19 protein-coding genes are annotated in these 16,626 nt (G+C 37.6%); 10 read left to right on the top strand and 9 right to left on the bottom strand.

What is annotated here, in order from left to right; translation table 11 throughout:
• The first annotated feature begins 84 nt into the window (after positions 1-84).
• Positions 85-492, top strand: a complete 408-nt coding sequence (locus tag P4S71_RS03030; protein WP_007377412.1) for a phosphate ABC transporter substrate-binding protein — start codon at positions 85-87, stop codon at positions 490-492.
• Between the two features lie 344 nt (positions 493-836).
• Positions 837-1,145: a YkgJ family cysteine cluster protein gene (locus P4S71_RS03025; RefSeq protein ID WP_007377413.1), complete on the top strand. Its 309-nt coding sequence runs from the start codon at positions 837-839 to the stop codon at positions 1,143-1,145.
• A 104-nt stretch (positions 1,146-1,249) separates the two neighbouring features.
• Here P4S71_RS03025 and P4S71_RS03020 read toward each other — a convergent pair whose 3' ends face one another.
• The 8 genes from P4S71_RS03020 to P4S71_RS02985 all read right to left on the bottom strand — a co-directional run bounded on the left by P4S71_RS03020 (position 1,250) and on the right by P4S71_RS02985 (position 6,793).
• Positions 1,250-2,869 (bottom strand): methyl-accepting chemotaxis protein, encoded by a 1,620-nt coding sequence (locus tag P4S71_RS03020; protein WP_337150044.1) that lies wholly within the window; start codon positions 2,867-2,869, stop codon positions 1,250-1,252.
• Between the two features lie 211 nt (positions 2,870-3,080).
• Complete coding sequence (locus P4S71_RS03015) at positions 3,081-3,698, bottom strand: glutathione S-transferase family protein (RefSeq protein WP_096794241.1); 618 nt, start codon at positions 3,696-3,698, stop codon at positions 3,081-3,083.
• Positions 3,699-3,748: 50 nt separating this feature from the next.
• Positions 3,749-4,777 carry an NADP-dependent oxidoreductase gene (locus P4S71_RS03010; protein ID WP_101216278.1) on the bottom strand — a complete coding sequence of 343 codons (1,029 nt, stop codon included), beginning with the start codon at positions 4,775-4,777 and terminating at the stop codon, positions 3,749-3,751.
• A 174-nt stretch (positions 4,778-4,951) separates the two neighbouring features.
• Positions 4,952-5,440: a GNAT family N-acetyltransferase gene (locus P4S71_RS03005; protein ID WP_337121120.1), complete on the bottom strand. Its 489-nt coding sequence runs from the start codon at positions 5,438-5,440 to the stop codon at positions 4,952-4,954.
• Between the two features lie 63 nt (positions 5,441-5,503).
• Positions 5,504-5,671, bottom strand: coding sequence for a trypsin-like serine protease (locus tag P4S71_RS03000; RefSeq protein WP_337150043.1), 168 nt, complete (start codon positions 5,669-5,671; stop codon positions 5,504-5,506).
• Between the two features lie 53 nt (positions 5,672-5,724).
• Entirely contained in the window at positions 5,725-5,862 is a 138-nt protein-coding gene (locus tag P4S71_RS02995; protein WP_337150042.1) for a hypothetical protein, read from the bottom strand.
• On the bottom strand, positions 5,850-6,374 hold the full coding sequence (locus P4S71_RS02990) for a hypothetical protein (RefSeq protein WP_337150041.1): 525 nt from the start codon (positions 6,372-6,374) through the stop codon (positions 5,850-5,852). The genes P4S71_RS02995 and P4S71_RS02990 overlap by 13 nt, the downstream gene beginning before the upstream one ends.
• Before the next feature lie 149 nt (positions 6,375-6,523).
• Entirely contained in the window at positions 6,524-6,793 is a 270-nt protein-coding gene (locus P4S71_RS02985; protein WP_337150170.1) for a reverse transcriptase domain-containing protein, read from the bottom strand.
• 696 nt (positions 6,794-7,489) lie between these two features.
• On the opposite strand from P4S71_RS02985, the gene P4S71_RS02980 reads away from it, so the two are divergent.
• Complete coding sequence (locus P4S71_RS02980; protein ID WP_337121122.1) at positions 7,490-8,695, top strand: anhydro-N-acetylmuramic acid kinase; 1,206 nt, start codon at positions 7,490-7,492, stop codon at positions 8,693-8,695.
• A 33-nt stretch (positions 8,696-8,728) separates the two neighbouring features.
• Here P4S71_RS02980 and P4S71_RS02975 read toward each other — a convergent pair whose 3' ends face one another.
• A complete protein-coding gene (locus P4S71_RS02975) occupies positions 8,729-9,214 on the bottom strand; it encodes a hypothetical protein (protein WP_337121123.1) in 486 nt (161 codons plus the stop codon).
• A 561-nt stretch (positions 9,215-9,775) separates the two neighbouring features.
• Here P4S71_RS02975 and P4S71_RS02970 point away from each other — a divergent pair.
• The 7 genes from P4S71_RS02970 (at position 9,776) to P4S71_RS02940 (ending at position 16,580) form a co-directional block, all read left to right on the top strand.
• Positions 9,776-10,696 carry a LysR family transcriptional regulator gene (locus tag P4S71_RS02970; RefSeq protein ID WP_024604337.1) on the top strand — a complete coding sequence of 307 codons (921 nt, stop codon included), beginning with the start codon at positions 9,776-9,778 and terminating at the stop codon, positions 10,694-10,696.
• 123 nt (positions 10,697-10,819) lie between these two features.
• On the top strand, positions 10,820-11,017 hold the full coding sequence (locus P4S71_RS02965) for a tautomerase family protein (protein ID WP_007377422.1): 198 nt from the start codon (positions 10,820-10,822) through the stop codon (positions 11,015-11,017).
• Between the two features lie 1,088 nt (positions 11,018-12,105).
• The gene (locus P4S71_RS02960) at positions 12,106-12,591 is read left to right on the top strand and encodes a hypothetical protein (RefSeq protein WP_337150040.1); all 486 of its coding nucleotides are present in this window, start codon (positions 12,106-12,108) and stop codon (positions 12,589-12,591) included.
• Between the two features lie 41 nt (positions 12,592-12,632).
• A complete protein-coding gene (locus P4S71_RS02955; RefSeq protein WP_337150039.1) occupies positions 12,633-14,072 on the top strand; it encodes a hypothetical protein in 1,440 nt (479 codons plus the stop codon).
• Between the two features lie 83 nt (positions 14,073-14,155).
• Entirely contained in the window at positions 14,156-14,632 is a 477-nt protein-coding gene (locus P4S71_RS02950; protein ID WP_337150038.1) for a TlpA family protein disulfide reductase, read from the top strand.
• 35 nt (positions 14,633-14,667) lie between these two features.
• The gene (locus P4S71_RS02945) at positions 14,668-15,765 is read left to right on the top strand and encodes an ISAs1-like element ISPsesp1 family transposase (RefSeq protein WP_096792602.1); all 1,098 of its coding nucleotides are present in this window, start codon (positions 14,668-14,670) and stop codon (positions 15,763-15,765) included.
• A gap of 455 nt (positions 15,766-16,220) precedes the next feature.
• Positions 16,221-16,580, top strand: coding sequence for a GFA family protein (locus tag P4S71_RS02940; RefSeq protein WP_337121128.1), 360 nt, complete (start codon positions 16,221-16,223; stop codon positions 16,578-16,580).
• Positions 16,581-16,626: the final 46 nt, after the last annotated feature.

The following is a 16,626-nucleotide window of genomic DNA, read 5'->3' as shown; positions in this document are numbered from 1 at the left end:
AGAGACAAAGTGGCTCGTTTTCATCAGCAGTAATGAGTAATAGTAAAGTAACCACGTTTGGTATTGTTTTTTAAGGGGATAGAGATGAAAAAATTAGTGTTATGTGTTCTGTTTTTGTTTAGTAATGTTGCCTTTGCAGATTTTGCCATTATTGTGCATCCCTCGAATGATAGCAGCTTTGACGAGTCTGTTATTACTCGAATTTACACCGGAAAAGAAAAGTCGTTTAGTAATGGCAATACAATTATTCCTGTATCTCAAGAAGAAAAAAATACCGCTACAGAGCAGTTTAACAGCAAGTTACTCAATAAAAGCGCTTCACAGTTGAGAGCATATTGGTCAAAACTTATTTTTACAGGCAAAGGCACGCCACCTAAAGCGCTCGAAAATGACGCTGAGGTCATTAAAATGGTTGCAACTAACCCAAATACCATTGGTTTTGTTTCTACCTCTGCGGTATCGGGCGATGTTAAAGTGGTTTTAAACTTTTAATATTAAAAAACACCAAACAAGCGTGCTAAGTAATAGCACGCTTAATATTTTTAATTGGCATACCCGCTCGTTTAATTAAATGAGCTACTTTAAGATAAAAAAGTATTGTTTATAACAAGACAAAAATTTTGTTATTTAGTTTTTATCGATAATTGCTCCCTGCATTGCTCTACCTCCTGCACCCATACAGTCGTATATAAGAAATTTTAGTATCAGATTAACTAATCAAATTGATTAAGTATTATTTCGGATTAGTATTATATTTATCAACTACAATAAAATTTACTAGCACGTTTTGACCGCTCGTGTATCCTAATTGACGAGTTTCTCTTATTTAAGCCACTATGCCGCATATTGTTATCCCCGTTGAAAATATTTCTACTATCTCAGAGCCAGTTACATGTGCTAACTGCCAAGCCTGTTGTTGCCAATTAGAAGTGCGCATAGTAACCGATACCGGCGTGCCCTTTAACTATATTGAATACGACAAATGGGGGAGCGAGGTAATGAAGCGCGCAGACGATGGTTGGTGCGAAGCGCTCGATAGAAATACGCTTATGTGCTCTATTTACGAAAACCGCCCATTGGTATGCCGCGAGTTTGAAATGGCGTCGGGTGAGTGTATTACTGAGCGCGATTTAGCGGGTATATAGTGATAGCAAGTTAGTTAACTAGATTATACCTACATACAACTTATTACTACCTACAACAAAGGGGCTTAAAGCCCCTTTTTTAATTACTGTAAAACGCTAAACACTTAAACTTTAAAGTAACTAATATATTTCTTAAGTGTGTTTGAAAGGTCAGCTAATGCAACGGCTTCTTGTGCGTTACTATTAAGTGACATACTGGTTTCTTTCGACATACTGGCAATTTCTTCAACGCCGGTACTAATTTGCGCCACGGTGGCTACTTGGTTTGATGTTGCTTCAACAATTTCAAGTACGTTACTTAATGAGTCGTTAGCTTGTTGCTGTATTTGGTGTAGTAACTCGTTTGCCTCGTGAGTAAGCGTTAAGCCGTTTTCTACTTGCGGTACAGTGGTTTCCATTGCTGTTACCGATGCTTGCGTGTTTTCTTGTACTTGCAAAATCATCTTTTCAATATCGCCTGTTGCATCACCGGTACGCTGGGCAAGTTGTCTTACCTCATCAGCAACAACGGCAAACCCTCGGCCTGTTTCGCCTGCTCTTGCGGCTTCTATTGCAGCATTTAGTGCAAGCAAGTTTGTTTGATCAGAAATACCGCGTATCACACTTAAAATATCGCCAATGTGCTTTACATGTTCTTGAAGTACATTTACTTGAGTAACCGTCGCTTTTACTGTTACCGATATTTGTTCAATTTCGGCTGCTACTTTTTGCACTGCCGTACTGCCTTGCTGCGATAACTGGGCCGTAACTTTTGAATTGTCTTCAGTTTGCCTTACTGCATCGGCAACAGAGTGAATACTGCGACTCATTTCTTCTAAACTACTGACAGCAGAATTGGTATATGTCACTTGTGTATCGGCTGCGCTTAGTGCTTGTTGTGAGCCTGATGCCACACTTGCCGAATGTGTTGAGAGCTCTTTAGATGAATTAATAATACTATCTACAATGGCTTTTAGCTTAGTTTGCATTACTCCTACTGATGCCATCATGCTGTTGGGGCAACACGAGTGTACATCGCCTCTTAAATCGCCTTGTGCGATAAGTGCAATTACTTCAGCGGCTTCTTGCGGTTCTCCACCGACTGAGTTTCTGATCAGCTGGCTAATAATATAAGCGACGCTTGCACCAATGATAATAGCGAGTGCCGTTAACGAAATCATCCATATTTTAAATGAGCTGGCTACTTCGCGGGTATCGATAGTTGTTATTTGATTTGCTTGCTCTTGCAAGTTTATAAATTGATTTATGGTATTAAGCCACTCGGTAAAAGCAGGGCGGGCATCGTTTAATAAAATATTCGAAGCCTCGTTTAAATTACCCGCATTTTTAGCGCTTATTACATTTTGTATAAAAGGGAGGGTACGTCGTTCTATTTGGTTAATTTTATTTATAAGAGAGCGCTCTGTACTCGACATATCTGTAGTTAACTCGGCCATAGCGCGGCTCGATGTTTGATAAAATGCGTCGAGTTCTTTTATATTATTAAAAACAGTATTTAAATCGCTCTGGCTTGTTATTAACACAACATCGCGAACTGCAATAGCCCTGTCGTGTACACTGCCTCTAAAATTAATAGCGTATCGCTGTTTTACCGAATTTACGTCTGTTATGTGAGTAATATTAGAGTTAATGAGGCTAACACGTGAAATTCCGATAATGGTTAAAATAAGCATCATTGATAAGATCACGCCGAAACCAGTAGCTAAGCGCATATTTATTGTCATGGTTTGTCCCAAATATGAAAAGTACTCGTTTTAAGCTTACCAGTACAATTAAGAAATTTTAGAATAATGAATGCATTATGCACCATGACTACTAGTTTTAGCACAATAATAAGTTTTTTTGTAAAAAATATGTATATAAAATTTATGGTTAAGCTATAAAGCTAAAAAAGAGGCCTAAGGCCTCTTGAGTTTATCTATATTAAATCATTTATTAGTCGTACTTTGCTTCTAGCTCATTAGCTGTATGAAACTTTTCATGGCTTTGTAATTGCTCGTCGTATTTAACGAGGTTTTTAAAGTGCGCTAATTGGCCTGAGTTTTTAACAATTTCAACAATAAACGACATCATAAAATCAGCGCCCGTTAGGGTATCGCCCACTAAATAACGTTTACTTTCAAGGCGGTCGTTAAAGTAGCTAATTACTTTAGCTGTTTCAGCGTCGGCATAGCCTTCTAAAAACTGTGTTTTAGCGCCATCTTTTAGTACAAACATTTTAAGTAAAAGCGGTAAAATTGCTGAACTTTCTGCAAAGTGCAGCCATTGCTGGTAGTCAACATATTCAGCGGTATCTACTTTTGGAGCAAATTTACCGTTGCCGTATTTAGAAATAAGGTAGTCGGTAATAGCGCCTGATTCAGCAATAATTAAACCGCCGTCTTCAATTACCGGCGACTTACCAAGTTGATGAATATGTTTTAATTCGTCAGGGGCTAGGAAGGTGTCTTTATTACGCTGATAAGCCACAATTTCGTAGTCAACATCTAGCTCTTCTAAAAGCCAAATTATACGTTTAGAACGGGATTTATTTAAATGGTGTAGTTTAATCATGTCAGTCCTTTTATGGCTTGTAAGGGCTTGGCCTTACAAGCCGTTTAAAATTAAAGTGGGTTATTAATTTTAACCACTGTTTTACCAAAGTTTTTGCCGCAAATCATATCGTTGAACGCGTCTACTGTATTTTCGATGCCTTCTACCATGTGCTCACGGTATTGAATTTTTCCGTCTTGTAGCCATTTTTGCATGTCTTGTGCAAACTCGTCGTAACGGTCACCGTAATCATCAAAAATGATAAAACCTTGCATTTTAATACGCTTAGTAAGCAATTGACCCATTAGCATACCTAAGCGGTCTGGGCCTTCTGGCAAGCTAGTAGCGTTGTATTGCGATACTAAACCACACAGTGGTACGCGCGCTGCGGTATTTAATAGTGGCAGTACGGCGTCGAATACTTTTCCGCCCACATTTTCGTAGTAAACATCAATGCCTTTATCGCAGGCTTTTTCTAGCTGCTCCGCAAAGTCATCAGCTTTGTGATCGATACAGGCATCAAACCCTAGTTTTTCAACTGCGTGTGCACATTTTTCGCTACCACCAGCAACACCCACTACTTTACAGCCTTTAATTTTAGCTATTTGACCAACGGTTGCGCCTACAGGGCCTGTTGCTGCTGCAACAACTACGGTTTCGCCTTCTTTAGGCTGGCCAATATCAAGTAAACCCATGTAAGCAGTAAAGCCAGGCATACCCATAATACCTAATGCGTATGAAGGGTTTGCAGGTTCTTTACCTAACTGCATTAAGCCTTCGCCGTCGGTAATGGCGTAGTCTTGCCAACCTGTGTAGGCAAGTACCCATTCGCCGATCCTAAACTTATCGTTTTTAGACTCCTCTACTTGGCACACGGTTGCGCCAACCATTACATCGCCAATATTAACTGGGTCTGCGTACGACTTAGCATCGCTCATACGACCACGCATATACGGGTCTAGTGATAGGTAAATAGTGCGTAGTAAAACTTCGCCGTCTTTTAATGCAGGAAGCTCTACTGTTTTTAATTTAAAGTTTTCATCTGTTGGAGCGCCATTAGGGCGTGATTCAAGAGTAAGTTGGCGACTAGTTGTAGACATAAAAGATCTCCTATTAAAGTGAATTTACTTAGCGAATGTTTATGCGTTAAATTAATATCTAACCTAAACAATAATGCGTGCTAAGCAGTGTAAATATATATTTTTACCTCAATAGATGAGCTTTGGGCGAGGTACTGGTAATTCAAGCTTTGCAGAGTATTTATTCTAAATGGTTTATTTTAGCTTACTAAATATATGATTGTTGTAAAACACCCCGTTTTTATAAATGGCCTGTTTAAGCACAGCCTCTTGTTCAAAGCCGCTCTTAGTAAGTGCCTTCATAGAGCCAGTATTACCAGCAAACACAGCGCCAAAAATTCTATTTAGGTTAGATTGCGCAAACGCTTCTTCGCAGATAAGTTCAATAGCGCGAGTAATAATGCCTTGCCCCCAATAGGTTTTATTTAGCCAATAACCAATTTCGCCACTGTGGCTGTATTCAAATTCGCCGGAAGTTATGCCAATACAGCCCGCAAATTCCCCATTTACAACAATGGCCTTAATAATACCGTTTTTTGAGCCTTGGTTTATCCACCAATCAGCATCGGCTTGAGTATACGGGAACGGAATTTTTGACGATAAGTAACGAGTCACCTGTTCATCATTTAAGGTGTTAATAATAAAAGGCGCGTCTTGGGCTTTAAAATCTCTGAGGGTGATCATTGGATTCCGTCCACAAATGATTTTTATATAAAAGAGGTATTGAAATTGCTCTATAGGTAATTATTAAGATTTTTCTTTAAAATACTTCAACAAAGTTGATATGGGTATAAAGCCATGTAGCTTAGTTGATTGGTCGTGTTTTGCAGATCCTCTGGATGCTATGCCAATAACTTTTTGATCTTTATCTAATACTGGTCCGCCACTATTCCCATGAATTATAGGAATATCCAAAAGCCATATTTTTTGGTCATATAATATTTTCGACTGTATAATTTTTCCAGTATTTATATAGGGGTTTCATCTGGTGAGTATTGAGGAAAGCCTAACACTGTAACTTCTGAACCAATATCTAGTGAGCTATCATCACCAACGTCGAGCCTTTTGATACCATTAAAATCTTTTGTTGGTTTTAATATTGCCAAATCTCTAGATTTACAAGATTTTTTAAAAGTAACATTTTTCTTATTTGTTTGCTCAAAATGCCTAAAAACTCCAGAAGCTCAGGGTTGTCTTCATCAATACCTTCCACGACATGTTCGTTTGTTATCATCCCTATATCTTTTAATAAAAAAGCTGTCCCTTGCGAAGCATCAAGCATATTTTCAATGATGAATATGGAATCACACACTTTATCTAAGGGGGTTTTAATTAAGTCTGAATTAGGTTTACCAGTTAATACAGAATAGTCATAAGCAATTTTTCTATAAATAATGTCTTCTGAGCCGCGTACCATTTTTATAAAATTAATACGCCCTTTGACTATTTTCTGAAAAAATACCCCCTCTTTTTTATCTATTTTTCTTTTGTGCTTTTCAAATAAGGTTTTCTTATGATATTTGTCTAAATAGTGGAATTCGGCATTCTCTAACCCAAAAGTTTTCCAAGCATAAAGCATTGATCGAGTTTGTTTAATAAAACTTCTGGGAACATTCATTCTTTCATTAACTGTGATCCCTGTAACTTCTTGCCTTTGGCATTTTGAAGAAATGCGTGTTTTAGAGTCATTAATAGTAAATCCATTTTTTGATATAATTTCCTTGAGGTCATGGCCAATAGTGATGTCTAAATCACTCGATACCTTGACTATAGATCTGGGTAGTTTTCTTCTTTTTGGGTGAATGAAAACGTCAAATCATCCGCATAGCGTGTATATGTACACCTATTATTCGATGCTAAATACTGAATTTCTTTATCTAACCGGTAAGCTATCATATTTGAAATAATAGGAGATGTTGGTGCGCCTTGGGGTAACTTTCCTTGATAACAACATAAATGAGATAACACTGTCGCAACAGGCTTCGATAAAACTAAGGGGTAAGAACAAAACAGATTTCTTACTCGTCCAAAATGGATTGAATCAAAAAATTTTCAAGGTCTAAATTCAATACATATTTTTTATCTACATGTTTAGCTGCATTGCTTACAATACTGCGATTTTTAATGAAGCCGTGAGTCGAGTTTCTAGGAGAAAAATAGTTACCTAATTCAATGTTGATCAATTCTTGGATACTTTTTAAAGATTTCCTCGGTGCTTTTATTATGCGCTTATGACCGTTTTTTTGGAATTTTAAAGCTATAATAAAGATGATTAATTGATGGGTATACTAGTTCATCTAATTGACTGTAAGAAGTAAACCCAAGAAACCTAGCTAAACCTTCAACACATTTACATTCTTTCAAACATGTTGGTGTCTTGATTATTAGTGAAGTAGAAAAATTCAGCATTGGTAACTCATAAAATATTCATCCATAAAAAAGCGAGGCGACTTTGTTTTCTCTTATACATTGATACACCAAGGAGCAGAGCATCAGAAACGGATATAAATGAAACATGCCAATGACCGCCGCAGATTAACAGCAGAAAGTTAAACTCTCGCCTCGCATAATAAAACTACACCATGAATCAGTTACTTGTAAAGTATTAGTTATTTTAAACTGGATTTCTATCAGTTTAATTTACTCAAGTGTTTGTTGTGAGAGTTATGTCTATTACTTTGTTTTAAAGTCCTCTAATATAAGCAAAATATTACACCTATTTTAGATGCCATTATGCACCCTCACATTAAAGCGCTTTATAACAGCGCCCAAAAACCAAGCCGTTTAATTATTGGTTTAATGAGCGGAACCTCGTTGGACGGGCTTGATGTTGCACTGTGTAAAGTAACGGGCGCAGGCTTAAATACACACATTGAGGTTTTAAATTTTACCACCGTTGACTACAACGACGATTATAAAACTAAAATAAAGCAGGTATTTGCTAAGCGAGAATGCGATTTAGAGCTTGTTACTTTATTGCACCCGTGGGTAGGTAAACTCCATGGCGATATGGTTAACCAGTGCTTACATACTTGGCAAATAAAACCAGCAAATATTGATGTAATAGCGAGCCACGGGCAAACCATTTACCACTGTCCGCAGTCGCAACATAATCACAAAAGCTTTAATAACGGCACCTTACAAATTGGCGATAGCGACCAAATAGCCGTTACTACGGGTATTACAACCATTGGGGATTTTAGGCAAAAACACATAGCCGCAGGAGGCGAGGGCGCACCACTGGCTGTGTATGGCGATTATTTATATTTTTCGAGCGCTATTGAAAGTCGGGTTTTGCTAAATATGGGCGGCATAGCTAACTTAACGTTTTTACCCAAAAATGGTGATGCAAACGGTGTGTTTAGCTCCGATATTGGCCCCGGTAATACCATTATGGATGCCTACGTACAGCAGCATTTTATAGGACTACATTATGACGATGGCGCAAAAATAGCAAAAGCAGGCAAGGTAAATACGCCATTATTGAATGCATTATGTAATAACGCGTTTTTTAAACTCCCAATGCCTAAAACCACAGGGCCTGAGGTATTTAACTTAGCGTATTTAAACGCCGCACAGCAACTTACAAATACTCACCATTTAAGCTATGAAGATATAATGGCCACCTTAAATACCTTTACTGCAACCGTTATAGCAAATGCATTAAACGAGTGTGCAGAGCGCGCACAAAATTGTGTGGTGTATGCAAGTGGTGGCGGTATTCATAATCCGTTACTAATGGCGCAACTTACAGCGCTTTGTCCACGTATTAAGGCTTTTAAAAATACTGACGATTTAGGTATAAATCCCGACGCAAAAGAGGCCGTGTTATTTGCTATTTTAGCAAACGAATGCCTAGCAGGAGAGCAGCAACACCTAAGTAATACTGCACAAGGTATCGCGGGAGTCACTATGGGTAAAGTAAGTTTTGCAGACTAATAACTTATAAATCTGCAAAGAGTGCAGCCAGCACTAAAACAGCGATAAAAACGTAGATCCCATACTCGCAAAATAGCTACGAATACCTTGTGGTTTAGTCCGTTCTACATTAACAAAGGGTGCGCAGTAACCTTGTTCAAATGCGTTAATATGCATATCGAATTGTAGGCTGTTTTTTAAAGTTGCGTGTTTACCGTGCAGCATCATTTGCATTACAAAGTATTGGCTTTGTGTAATTTGGCTCAAAGTAAGGTTTACGTAATCACGTTCAAGATCTGCATTAGTGAGTGTGTGCTCACTAAAGTACTGTGCACCACGCGCACTTGGATGTGTTGCGCTAAGCGAAATTATATCGCCCTCATTGACTGCATCAGGCAATACACATTGCAGTGTAATATTATGCGCAGCATTGGCTGTAAGCGATAATTTTTCGTATTCCATGGTGTGGCTCATAGCCGCAGACATCGGATCTTCAAATGATTGCAGTGCAAATGTTAGTTGCACTAAAGGTGTACTCATCTTACTTAATCTTCTAGAGTGTATTCATTTATCGGATAAAGATTATCGCGGATCAAAGTTACAGAATTATGACTAATTGCATTGATTAGTACAATTATTGAGTGGTTTGATCAAAAAGGATCGGTCCTTTTTTACTCGATTTTGAAATCATTTCTCAATCAGAAATTATAAGGTATGAAGTTAATATTTGACGTGTAGATTCGCCTTGTTTTCACTGGAAGTCTCTGGTGAGAGAGAAATAAATTTAAATATAATCATGTCTCAATGTGTTAGTAAACCTCTTAACTAGAGTTCAGTTAGATACACAGTCTGTTTTTTACAAAGTAGAATATTTGGATATAGTTTCGAAATTAGAATACTCTGATAACTTACATATAATTAGAGCTTTTGAGAAGTATTGGCTATGATTCCAAGTAACTACATCAAAACATTTTAGTAGCCTTGACGGTCGATTTTTGATGTTGAGTGACCATGCGAGGTCGTAATGATCTAAGGCCAAATATAAGGTAATTATTTAGAAAGAAGTGTTTTATTTTTAACCATATAAATAGGTGTTATTGTATGTCGTCAACAGTGTTATCTGATTCCTTTCGAGGCATTGTCTATTTTACCGCAGCGGCCAAAAATGAAAGCTTTACCGCAGCAGCTGAAGAGTTAGGTATTTCCAAATCAGCATTAGGTAAAAGCATTGCTAAATTAGAAAATCATTTAAACACCAAGCTTTTTCATCGCACAACTAGGAAACTGAGTTTAACTACTGAAGGAGAGGCGTATTTAGCAAGCTGTCAATTGGCATTAGATACCCTTCAGTCAGCAGAGTTAGCGTTACAATCAAAATTATCCCAACCTTCAGGTCGAGTACGAATCGATGTGCCAGCTGCGTTTGGTCGCTCTTTTGTGTTACCTGTTTTATTGAAGCTTGCTGAGCAACATGCACAATTAAAACTAACAGTAACTTTTAATGATAAAATTATTGATCCTCTCGATGCTGGCTTTGATTTAGCTATTCGATTTGGTGCCATTAAAGATAGTGGTGATTTAGTTGCTAGAAAACTGACTTCTCAACATTTGATTTTAACCGCTTCTCCTGCTTATTTAGCACGTTTAGGTACCCCAACGAGTCTTGCTGAGTTAACAAGCCATCAGTGCATAGTGGCTTGGCGAGGCGGTAGTTCACTACATTGGTTAATTAAAAATACCGATGGTGATGATATGCGCTTTCATCCTAAGCCCTTTCATCAAATTAGTGATGGTGATGCTATGGTCGATGCTTGTATTGCTGGCGCGGGAATCATTCAGTTCCCTAAGTCTTTGCTTCAGCCTTGGCTAGATGAAGGTAAGCTAGTACCAATTTTGCCAGAGTTAAATCCTGCTTCAACTGAGTTACATATTATTTGGCCAAAAACAAAACATCTCCTGCCCAGTGTCAGGTTTATTATTGACGAATTTGTACGCTTATCAGATGAAGGTAATTTTAATTAATTGTAGAAATTAATGCTACTTAGAGTCTCCTTTTTACGTATTTATCTACTTATGCGTCTTTGTTATGCTGTTTTCGTCATATCGTTGACGAGTTAACACCTATCTAATTAAAGGAGATACCTAATGCCAGTAGTTAATATTCAAATGTTTGAAGGTCGTGATCATGCTAAACAAGCGATAGCAAAAGAAGTGACAGCATCAATAGCTAAACACGCTGATGTTGATCCGCAATATGTTTACGTTATTTTTAATGATGTAAAAACAGAAGATTGGGCTATTTCAGGAGAAATTTTTGCTGAAACGCTAAAAAAATCATCATAGGTATACAGATATAAATAAGCCATTGATGGAGTTAGAACTATAATCAATGGCTCTCTTCTATACTTTTTTACAAATACCTTTCATTATTGCTTATGCTGAAGATACACAGAAATTGTTTTAATAGAGTCGCAAATTAAAAGCAGCTAGTTTAAACGCTAACGGCGTTGAATTTACTTGCAATAGGCCAGCTATTGACGCGTAAATTCGCCTTGTTTCACTGAAAACCTCTGGCTAGAGAAAATAAATTTAAATATCACCATGATTGAATACGTTAGTAAATCTCTTAACCAGGGGGCAGGTTAAATATTTTTATTTAGAACAATTATGTATACGTGTTTTTGCTAGTTTTAGCGCAATTCTCTTGTCGATAAATAGCCCTCATATATAAGCTGGTTATTTATAAAAAGAGTAATATTCACAAGTGTATAATTTTATATTAGTGCTTTTCTTGTATTATTATCGAGAAAACCCATCCACTAATACATGGTATTTAGCGCCAAATACGTCCAGTCTCTCACGTAAATTGTTATCTGGAACACCGTAAACATTTAATGCATAAATATCAACCAAGGATAAAAAGCTTTCGCGAATGGCGCAAAACTTTCATCAATATGACTGATGATTGACGCTATATTTTTATATCTCTCAACGATGTGAATTTTTTTCCCATCTTCACTGATATTATATGTGTACGTTAAAGTGCCAGGCTCCTTTTTACAACATCCACAATTTTATAAATGAGTTCTTTGAACTCTATTAATTTACCTTCTTTCACATCAAGAAAAAAATTGCACGTTATTTCATTTTTCATAAATACTCTCCATAGAGTTAAATTTTATACAGCCTGAAGGAAGAAAATAGTTATTTTCAAGTACAACTATTTAAAAATCATTATAAATGCAGTCTAAAAGTGGATAAATAGGCTCATTTTCGACTCAGAGTGGAATTTTAATCAACAATTATAAAAATATGATCTTGTGATTTAATCTGCTCATTGTTGAGCTCAAATTTAAGCGTTCAAATAACCTAAAGCTTTTAACCAAACGACCGATAAATTACTTAATAGAGTTTAGCGATTAGGGATAATCATGGTTAATAATGTATTTGGCAGTTTGGCTAATTTAAACACTTTGCTTGCCCAATCAGTTAATAACACTAACCAAACCTCTGTGACTCCTGCGCTACACACCAGCGGCGATCTTCAAGCTATTAATGATTTGCAAACTAACGCGCCAAAAATATCCGATGGGTTATTAAGCCAGTTAAATAATGAAACTCTTGATGAAGCACTAGCCAGTAATCAAAAGGTAAGTGACGTTTTACAACAGCAACTTACCTCTTTATTTACAATTTCAAGCACACCTAGCGCGCTTAAATATAAACTCTCCGATGAAGAACTTGCCCTGCGCACCGTAATAAGCTCTCAGCATGAGGGGTTATTAAAAAACGAAAACAGCACTCAATTAATTGAGAGACTAAATACGTCAGTTAAAAATATTCAGGGCGCGTATGCTAATACCAGTGATATTTTATCGAGTTTAGGTCAGCTAGGGCATGAGCAAAAAACTTTTTAGCCTCAAGCCAGCAACGTGTTGAGCGCTCACTTAATCCATACATGGAAAGCCTCAATCGCGCAAAATATGAGGATGACGATAACTACCTGTTTGAGCTTTCGGTAAAAACTAAAGAGGGTGATGTTATAAACATTACCTTTAACTCATCACAAGGTTATGACGAAGAAACAGGTGAAGCGATAGATGGTTTTGGCATAAGTTACGAAGTTAATGGCAATTTATCAGAGGCTGAACATGGCGCTTTAACGCAGGTTATGGCGGGTGTTGGCGAAATGGCCGATGAATTTTTTAAAGTGAGTGAAAATTCATTCAACCCTCTTATAGTCCCAAATCAAACAGACATGAGCTTAGATTTTTTAGCGGGCTTTAATAGTGAGCAGTTAACCGGTTTTAATGTGTCGTTTTCAACAACGCAAAATGATGCGCTTGATACAGGCGAAAACACGCTTGATTTAAGTTACTCCATTGATGAAACGAAAAATCAGCAAGCGCTTGTGTTTAAGGCTGAGAGTGGGAAAAACGAAATCGACTTTGCACTCGATATGTCTACCATTGGCGCTAAAGATACGCAGCAAATGCAGCAGTATTTAGCGTCGCTCGATCAAAGCCTAGAAGATAGCCGAGTAAACAGTACTGAAGATGATAAAACATCGGCATTTGGTAAAAGTGGCGATGAGGCAATGCAACAAGGTTTTGCATTGTTTAAAGGCGCTTTTGCGAGTATGTCATCAGCGGCTGAGCGTTATAGCAATTTGGAGTCACTTGCAGAACAGCACTTTAATGACGGGCGCGCTATGGTTGCTGATTTGGTTGATAACATGATTACAAACGATGCCCGTTACCAAGGGCTTGGTAATAAGGCGCCAAATACATTAGGCACGGGTATTTCTAAGCTCGCTGATTTTGATGCTACGTTTTCTTATGCGTTTGATAACGGCGACTATCAACCTAAAAGTACAATTGAGCTAAGCCAAGCGACAGAACAAGCCCAATTAGGGGATCTTAGCGGTGTAACGCAAAGTAAAAATGTAAGTAGCCACTTTGATTATCAATATAGTCGCCCTGATTATTACGACAAAGAAGAGAGTTATAACGTAAACACCGCCGTTAAAAATAAAGAACTTGTGGGGCTCGATCAGTCTCACGAGGTTGATGTTGATACAAAAATGTTTGAGTTTAATCCGCAAACAAATCAATACGAGCTGCAAGTGGCGATGCAAGAGCAAACCGTTACTAAAAGCGACATTCGCTTAATTGACAATATTTGGCTTGAAGAAAGCGAAAACAGCTACAACATGAATAAAAAAGAGCGTGTTGAGAGCGACGAAAAGCAAGACGAGTTTAAAAAAACAAGCAGCCATTCTCATAATAAACTAGTTACCTTAATTGGTGACTTAGATAAGCTAGCTGAGAATAAAAACGTAAGGCGAGAATATTTAACTAACTTATCGCAAGTTAACTTTTTTATGGATAAAAAGTAACGGTTTTGAGTTGTTCACTCCACACTCAATATTGGGTATAGTCGTCTAATACCTAAATTAATACCTAAAGTAAGAGTAACCTTATGTTTAAACAATTAATTTTACTGTGCGCTTTAAGCATGCCGCTTGTAAGCTGCGCTGCTACGGCGCCATTTTCGGGCGAGATAAGTACGCAAGCACTGCTAAGCGACTACGATAAATTTAACGAACAATACAAAGTGTTTACGCCAACGGCGCAAGATATAGCGCTAATGCAAAAATTAGCAGGTAAAGAGCTTATTGTATTGTTCGGCACGTGGTGCCACGACAGTGAGCGCGAAGTACCGCGTTTAGTTAAGTTGCTTGATGAATCTAAAGTGCAACTTGCCGATATTAAATTTGTTGCCGTGGGTTACAACAAGCAAGACGATGCAGGCATTGCACAAGCTAACGACTTGCAATACACACCTACCTTTATTGTCAAACAAAATGGCAAAGAGTTAGTACGTGTAGTTGAAAAGCCAACGGGTACGTTAGCGCACAGGGCGGGATCACACTTTGTAAATAAACAAATTTTATGATCTAATACCATAAATTTAATCACCTTAAACTTATTATGTCACTCTTCTCCCATTTAGAACTCGTCAAAGATAATCGTTCACATATAAATCAACACCATAACTTAGTTGATGTGCTTTTTCTTATTATTACTGCCGTTACATCAGGGTGTGAAAACTGGCAAGATATTGAAGTCTATGGCGAAAGTAAGCTTAATTGGTTAAGAGGATTTCGTTCTTTCAAAAATGGCATACCCACTCGACATAGTATTGCTCGGATTTTTAGAACCGTTGATACTGACTCATTACTACTCGCGATGTATAGCTGGGTCAATCAAAACCGCGTTAAATCAGCGCATCCTGTCATTGCCTTCGATGGCAAAACTATTCGCGGAGCAAGTAAACACATTGCTGATAAATTACACCTCGTCTCAGCATTTGATTGTGAGGCAGGTCTCACATTATTCCACCAAACAGTTGGCAGTAAGACGAATGAAATACCGGCAGTTCGGGATTTATTGAAAATACTCGATATCAATAACACCGTCATTACACTTGATGCTTTGCACTGCCAAAAAGAAACGCTAAAACAGCTAATTAGCAGACATGCAGATTATCTAGTGCAAGCAAAGGGTAATCAAAAGAAACTTTATAGCGCGATTCAAGATGCATTTACACACCAGTATGAATCTGAAAACTCAGAGATACTTAGTCATGTAACACAAGATGCAGGGCATGGGCGAAAAGAAGTACGCACGATAGATTGTCTTGATGCGCGTTTATTACCGAGTGAAATTAAAGAGAGCTGGCCATCAGTTAGGACAATCGTTGCGGTGCAGCGAGAGCGAACGAAGGGTAATAGAACGAGTATTGACACACATTACTACCTAACATCGTTGACAGACAATATATTGATAAGTAAAGCAATAAGACAACATTGGCTGATAGAAAATCAGCAACACTGGATACTGGATGTCGTATTTAAAGAAGATGCCTGTCAAATAAATGAGCCATTAAGTGCGCAACATATGGCACTATTTAGACGCGTCGTTAGGAACATGATAAAGCAGCATACGAAAAGCAAGGGGTCAATAAGAAGTAAGTGTGTAAGAGCTTGTTATGATGATGCTTTTAGAGAAGAACTTCTTTTTGGTTAACATTTTTAACAAAGTATGCTCGCGCCCTGCGTTAGCGCAAGACTTAACGCAGGGCTTGTAAATAGAGCTATTTATATTAGAGCTTGTCGGTTTAGCTAATCTGTTTATAAGTTAGATGGTGAGCTGCAATAAATAGTTTATTAATACATTAATGTGTAGGTGGTGCACTTCCAATTAGAATCTAGGAGATTTTTTGTCTGTTCAATTAGAGTGGCTGTCCTGTTTAAATAATTTGAGCCCGTATATAAGCTAGCATCTAAATTTATTTTAACTTTTTCTTTTTGACATTTACGGGGAGTCCATATAAGACCCTAGATAGAGGCTGAACAATATTAGGATGATCTCCAGTTAAACCTGCTTAGTGGCGGTCTAGTTTTGTTAGTTCAATAAGCGATTATGCAACATAAACTGCGTGTTGTGTAAATACTAAAGTGTTAACTGTCCAAGGAGGCTACATGATCGAAGCAACTTGCCATTGTGGAAATATAGCAATAACCACAAAAAAATTACCGAAATCAGTAACCAGTTGTAATTGTTCCATATGTTATCGTATTGCAGCTTTGTGGGTATATTACACAGCGAATCAAGTAGTAATAAAACAAGAATCAAATAATGCTGTATATCTATGGGGTAATAAACTACGTTCGTATCACTCGTGCTCGTTTTGTGGTTGCACCACTCATTACACTCAAAAACGAGATAATGGTACAAATAGAGTTGCAATAAATGCCAGAATGGTAAACTCAGATATTATTAAAGCAGTAAATATCAGATATTTTGATGGTGCGAATACATTTAAATATGTCGAGCAATAAAGCACTCAACAAGAGGCTAAGCTTACCAATAATCGCATATACGCGA

The organism is Pseudoalteromonas sp. B62 (assembly GCF_037162565.1).
In the GTDB taxonomy this organism is placed as follows: domain Bacteria; phylum Pseudomonadota; class Gammaproteobacteria; order Enterobacterales; family Alteromonadaceae; genus Pseudoalteromonas; species Pseudoalteromonas fuliginea.
This window is presented reverse-complemented; position numbering and strand designations above follow the sequence as displayed.

Bases quoted from the DNA above. Each gene is read 5' to 3' on its own strand.
- P4S71_RS03030 (WP_007377412.1), top strand. From the start codon at position 85: ATGAAAAAATTAGTGTTATGTGTTCTGTTTTTGTTTAGTAATGTTGCC.
- P4S71_RS03025 (WP_007377413.1), top strand. From the start codon at position 837: ATGCCGCATATTGTTATCCCCGTTGAAAATATTTCTACTATCTCAGAG.
- P4S71_RS03020 (WP_337150044.1), bottom strand. From the start codon at position 2,869: ATGACAATAAATATGCGCTTAGCTACTGGTTTCGGCGTGATCTTATCA.
- P4S71_RS03015 (WP_096794241.1), bottom strand. From the start codon at position 3,698: ATGATTAAACTACACCATTTAAATAAATCCCGTTCTAAACGTATAATT.
- P4S71_RS03010 (WP_101216278.1), bottom strand. From the start codon at position 4,777: ATGTCTACAACTAGTCGCCAACTTACTCTTGAATCACGCCCTAATGGC.
- P4S71_RS03005 (WP_337121120.1), bottom strand. From the start codon at position 5,440: ATGATCACCCTCAGAGATTTTAAAGCCCAAGACGCGCCTTTTATTATT.
- P4S71_RS02990 (WP_337150041.1), bottom strand. From the start codon at position 6,374: ATGAATGTTCCCAGAAGTTTTATTAAACAAACTCGATCAATGCTTTAT.
- P4S71_RS02980 (WP_337121122.1), top strand. From the start codon at position 7,490: ATGCACCCTCACATTAAAGCGCTTTATAACAGCGCCCAAAAACCAAGC.
- P4S71_RS02975 (WP_337121123.1), bottom strand. From the start codon at position 9,214: ATGAGTACACCTTTAGTGCAACTAACATTTGCACTGCAATCATTTGAA.
- P4S71_RS02970 (WP_024604337.1), top strand. From the start codon at position 9,776: ATGTCGTCAACAGTGTTATCTGATTCCTTTCGAGGCATTGTCTATTTT.
- P4S71_RS02965 (WP_007377422.1), top strand. From the start codon at position 10,820: ATGCCAGTAGTTAATATTCAAATGTTTGAAGGTCGTGATCATGCTAAA.
- P4S71_RS02960 (WP_337150040.1), top strand. From the start codon at position 12,106: ATGGTTAATAATGTATTTGGCAGTTTGGCTAATTTAAACACTTTGCTT.
- P4S71_RS02955 (WP_337150039.1), top strand. From the start codon at position 12,633: ATGGAAAGCCTCAATCGCGCAAAATATGAGGATGACGATAACTACCTG.
- P4S71_RS02950 (WP_337150038.1), top strand. From the start codon at position 14,156: ATGTTTAAACAATTAATTTTACTGTGCGCTTTAAGCATGCCGCTTGTA.
- P4S71_RS02945 (WP_096792602.1), top strand. From the start codon at position 14,668: ATGTCACTCTTCTCCCATTTAGAACTCGTCAAAGATAATCGTTCACAT.
- P4S71_RS02940 (WP_337121128.1), top strand. From the start codon at position 16,221: ATGATCGAAGCAACTTGCCATTGTGGAAATATAGCAATAACCACAAAA.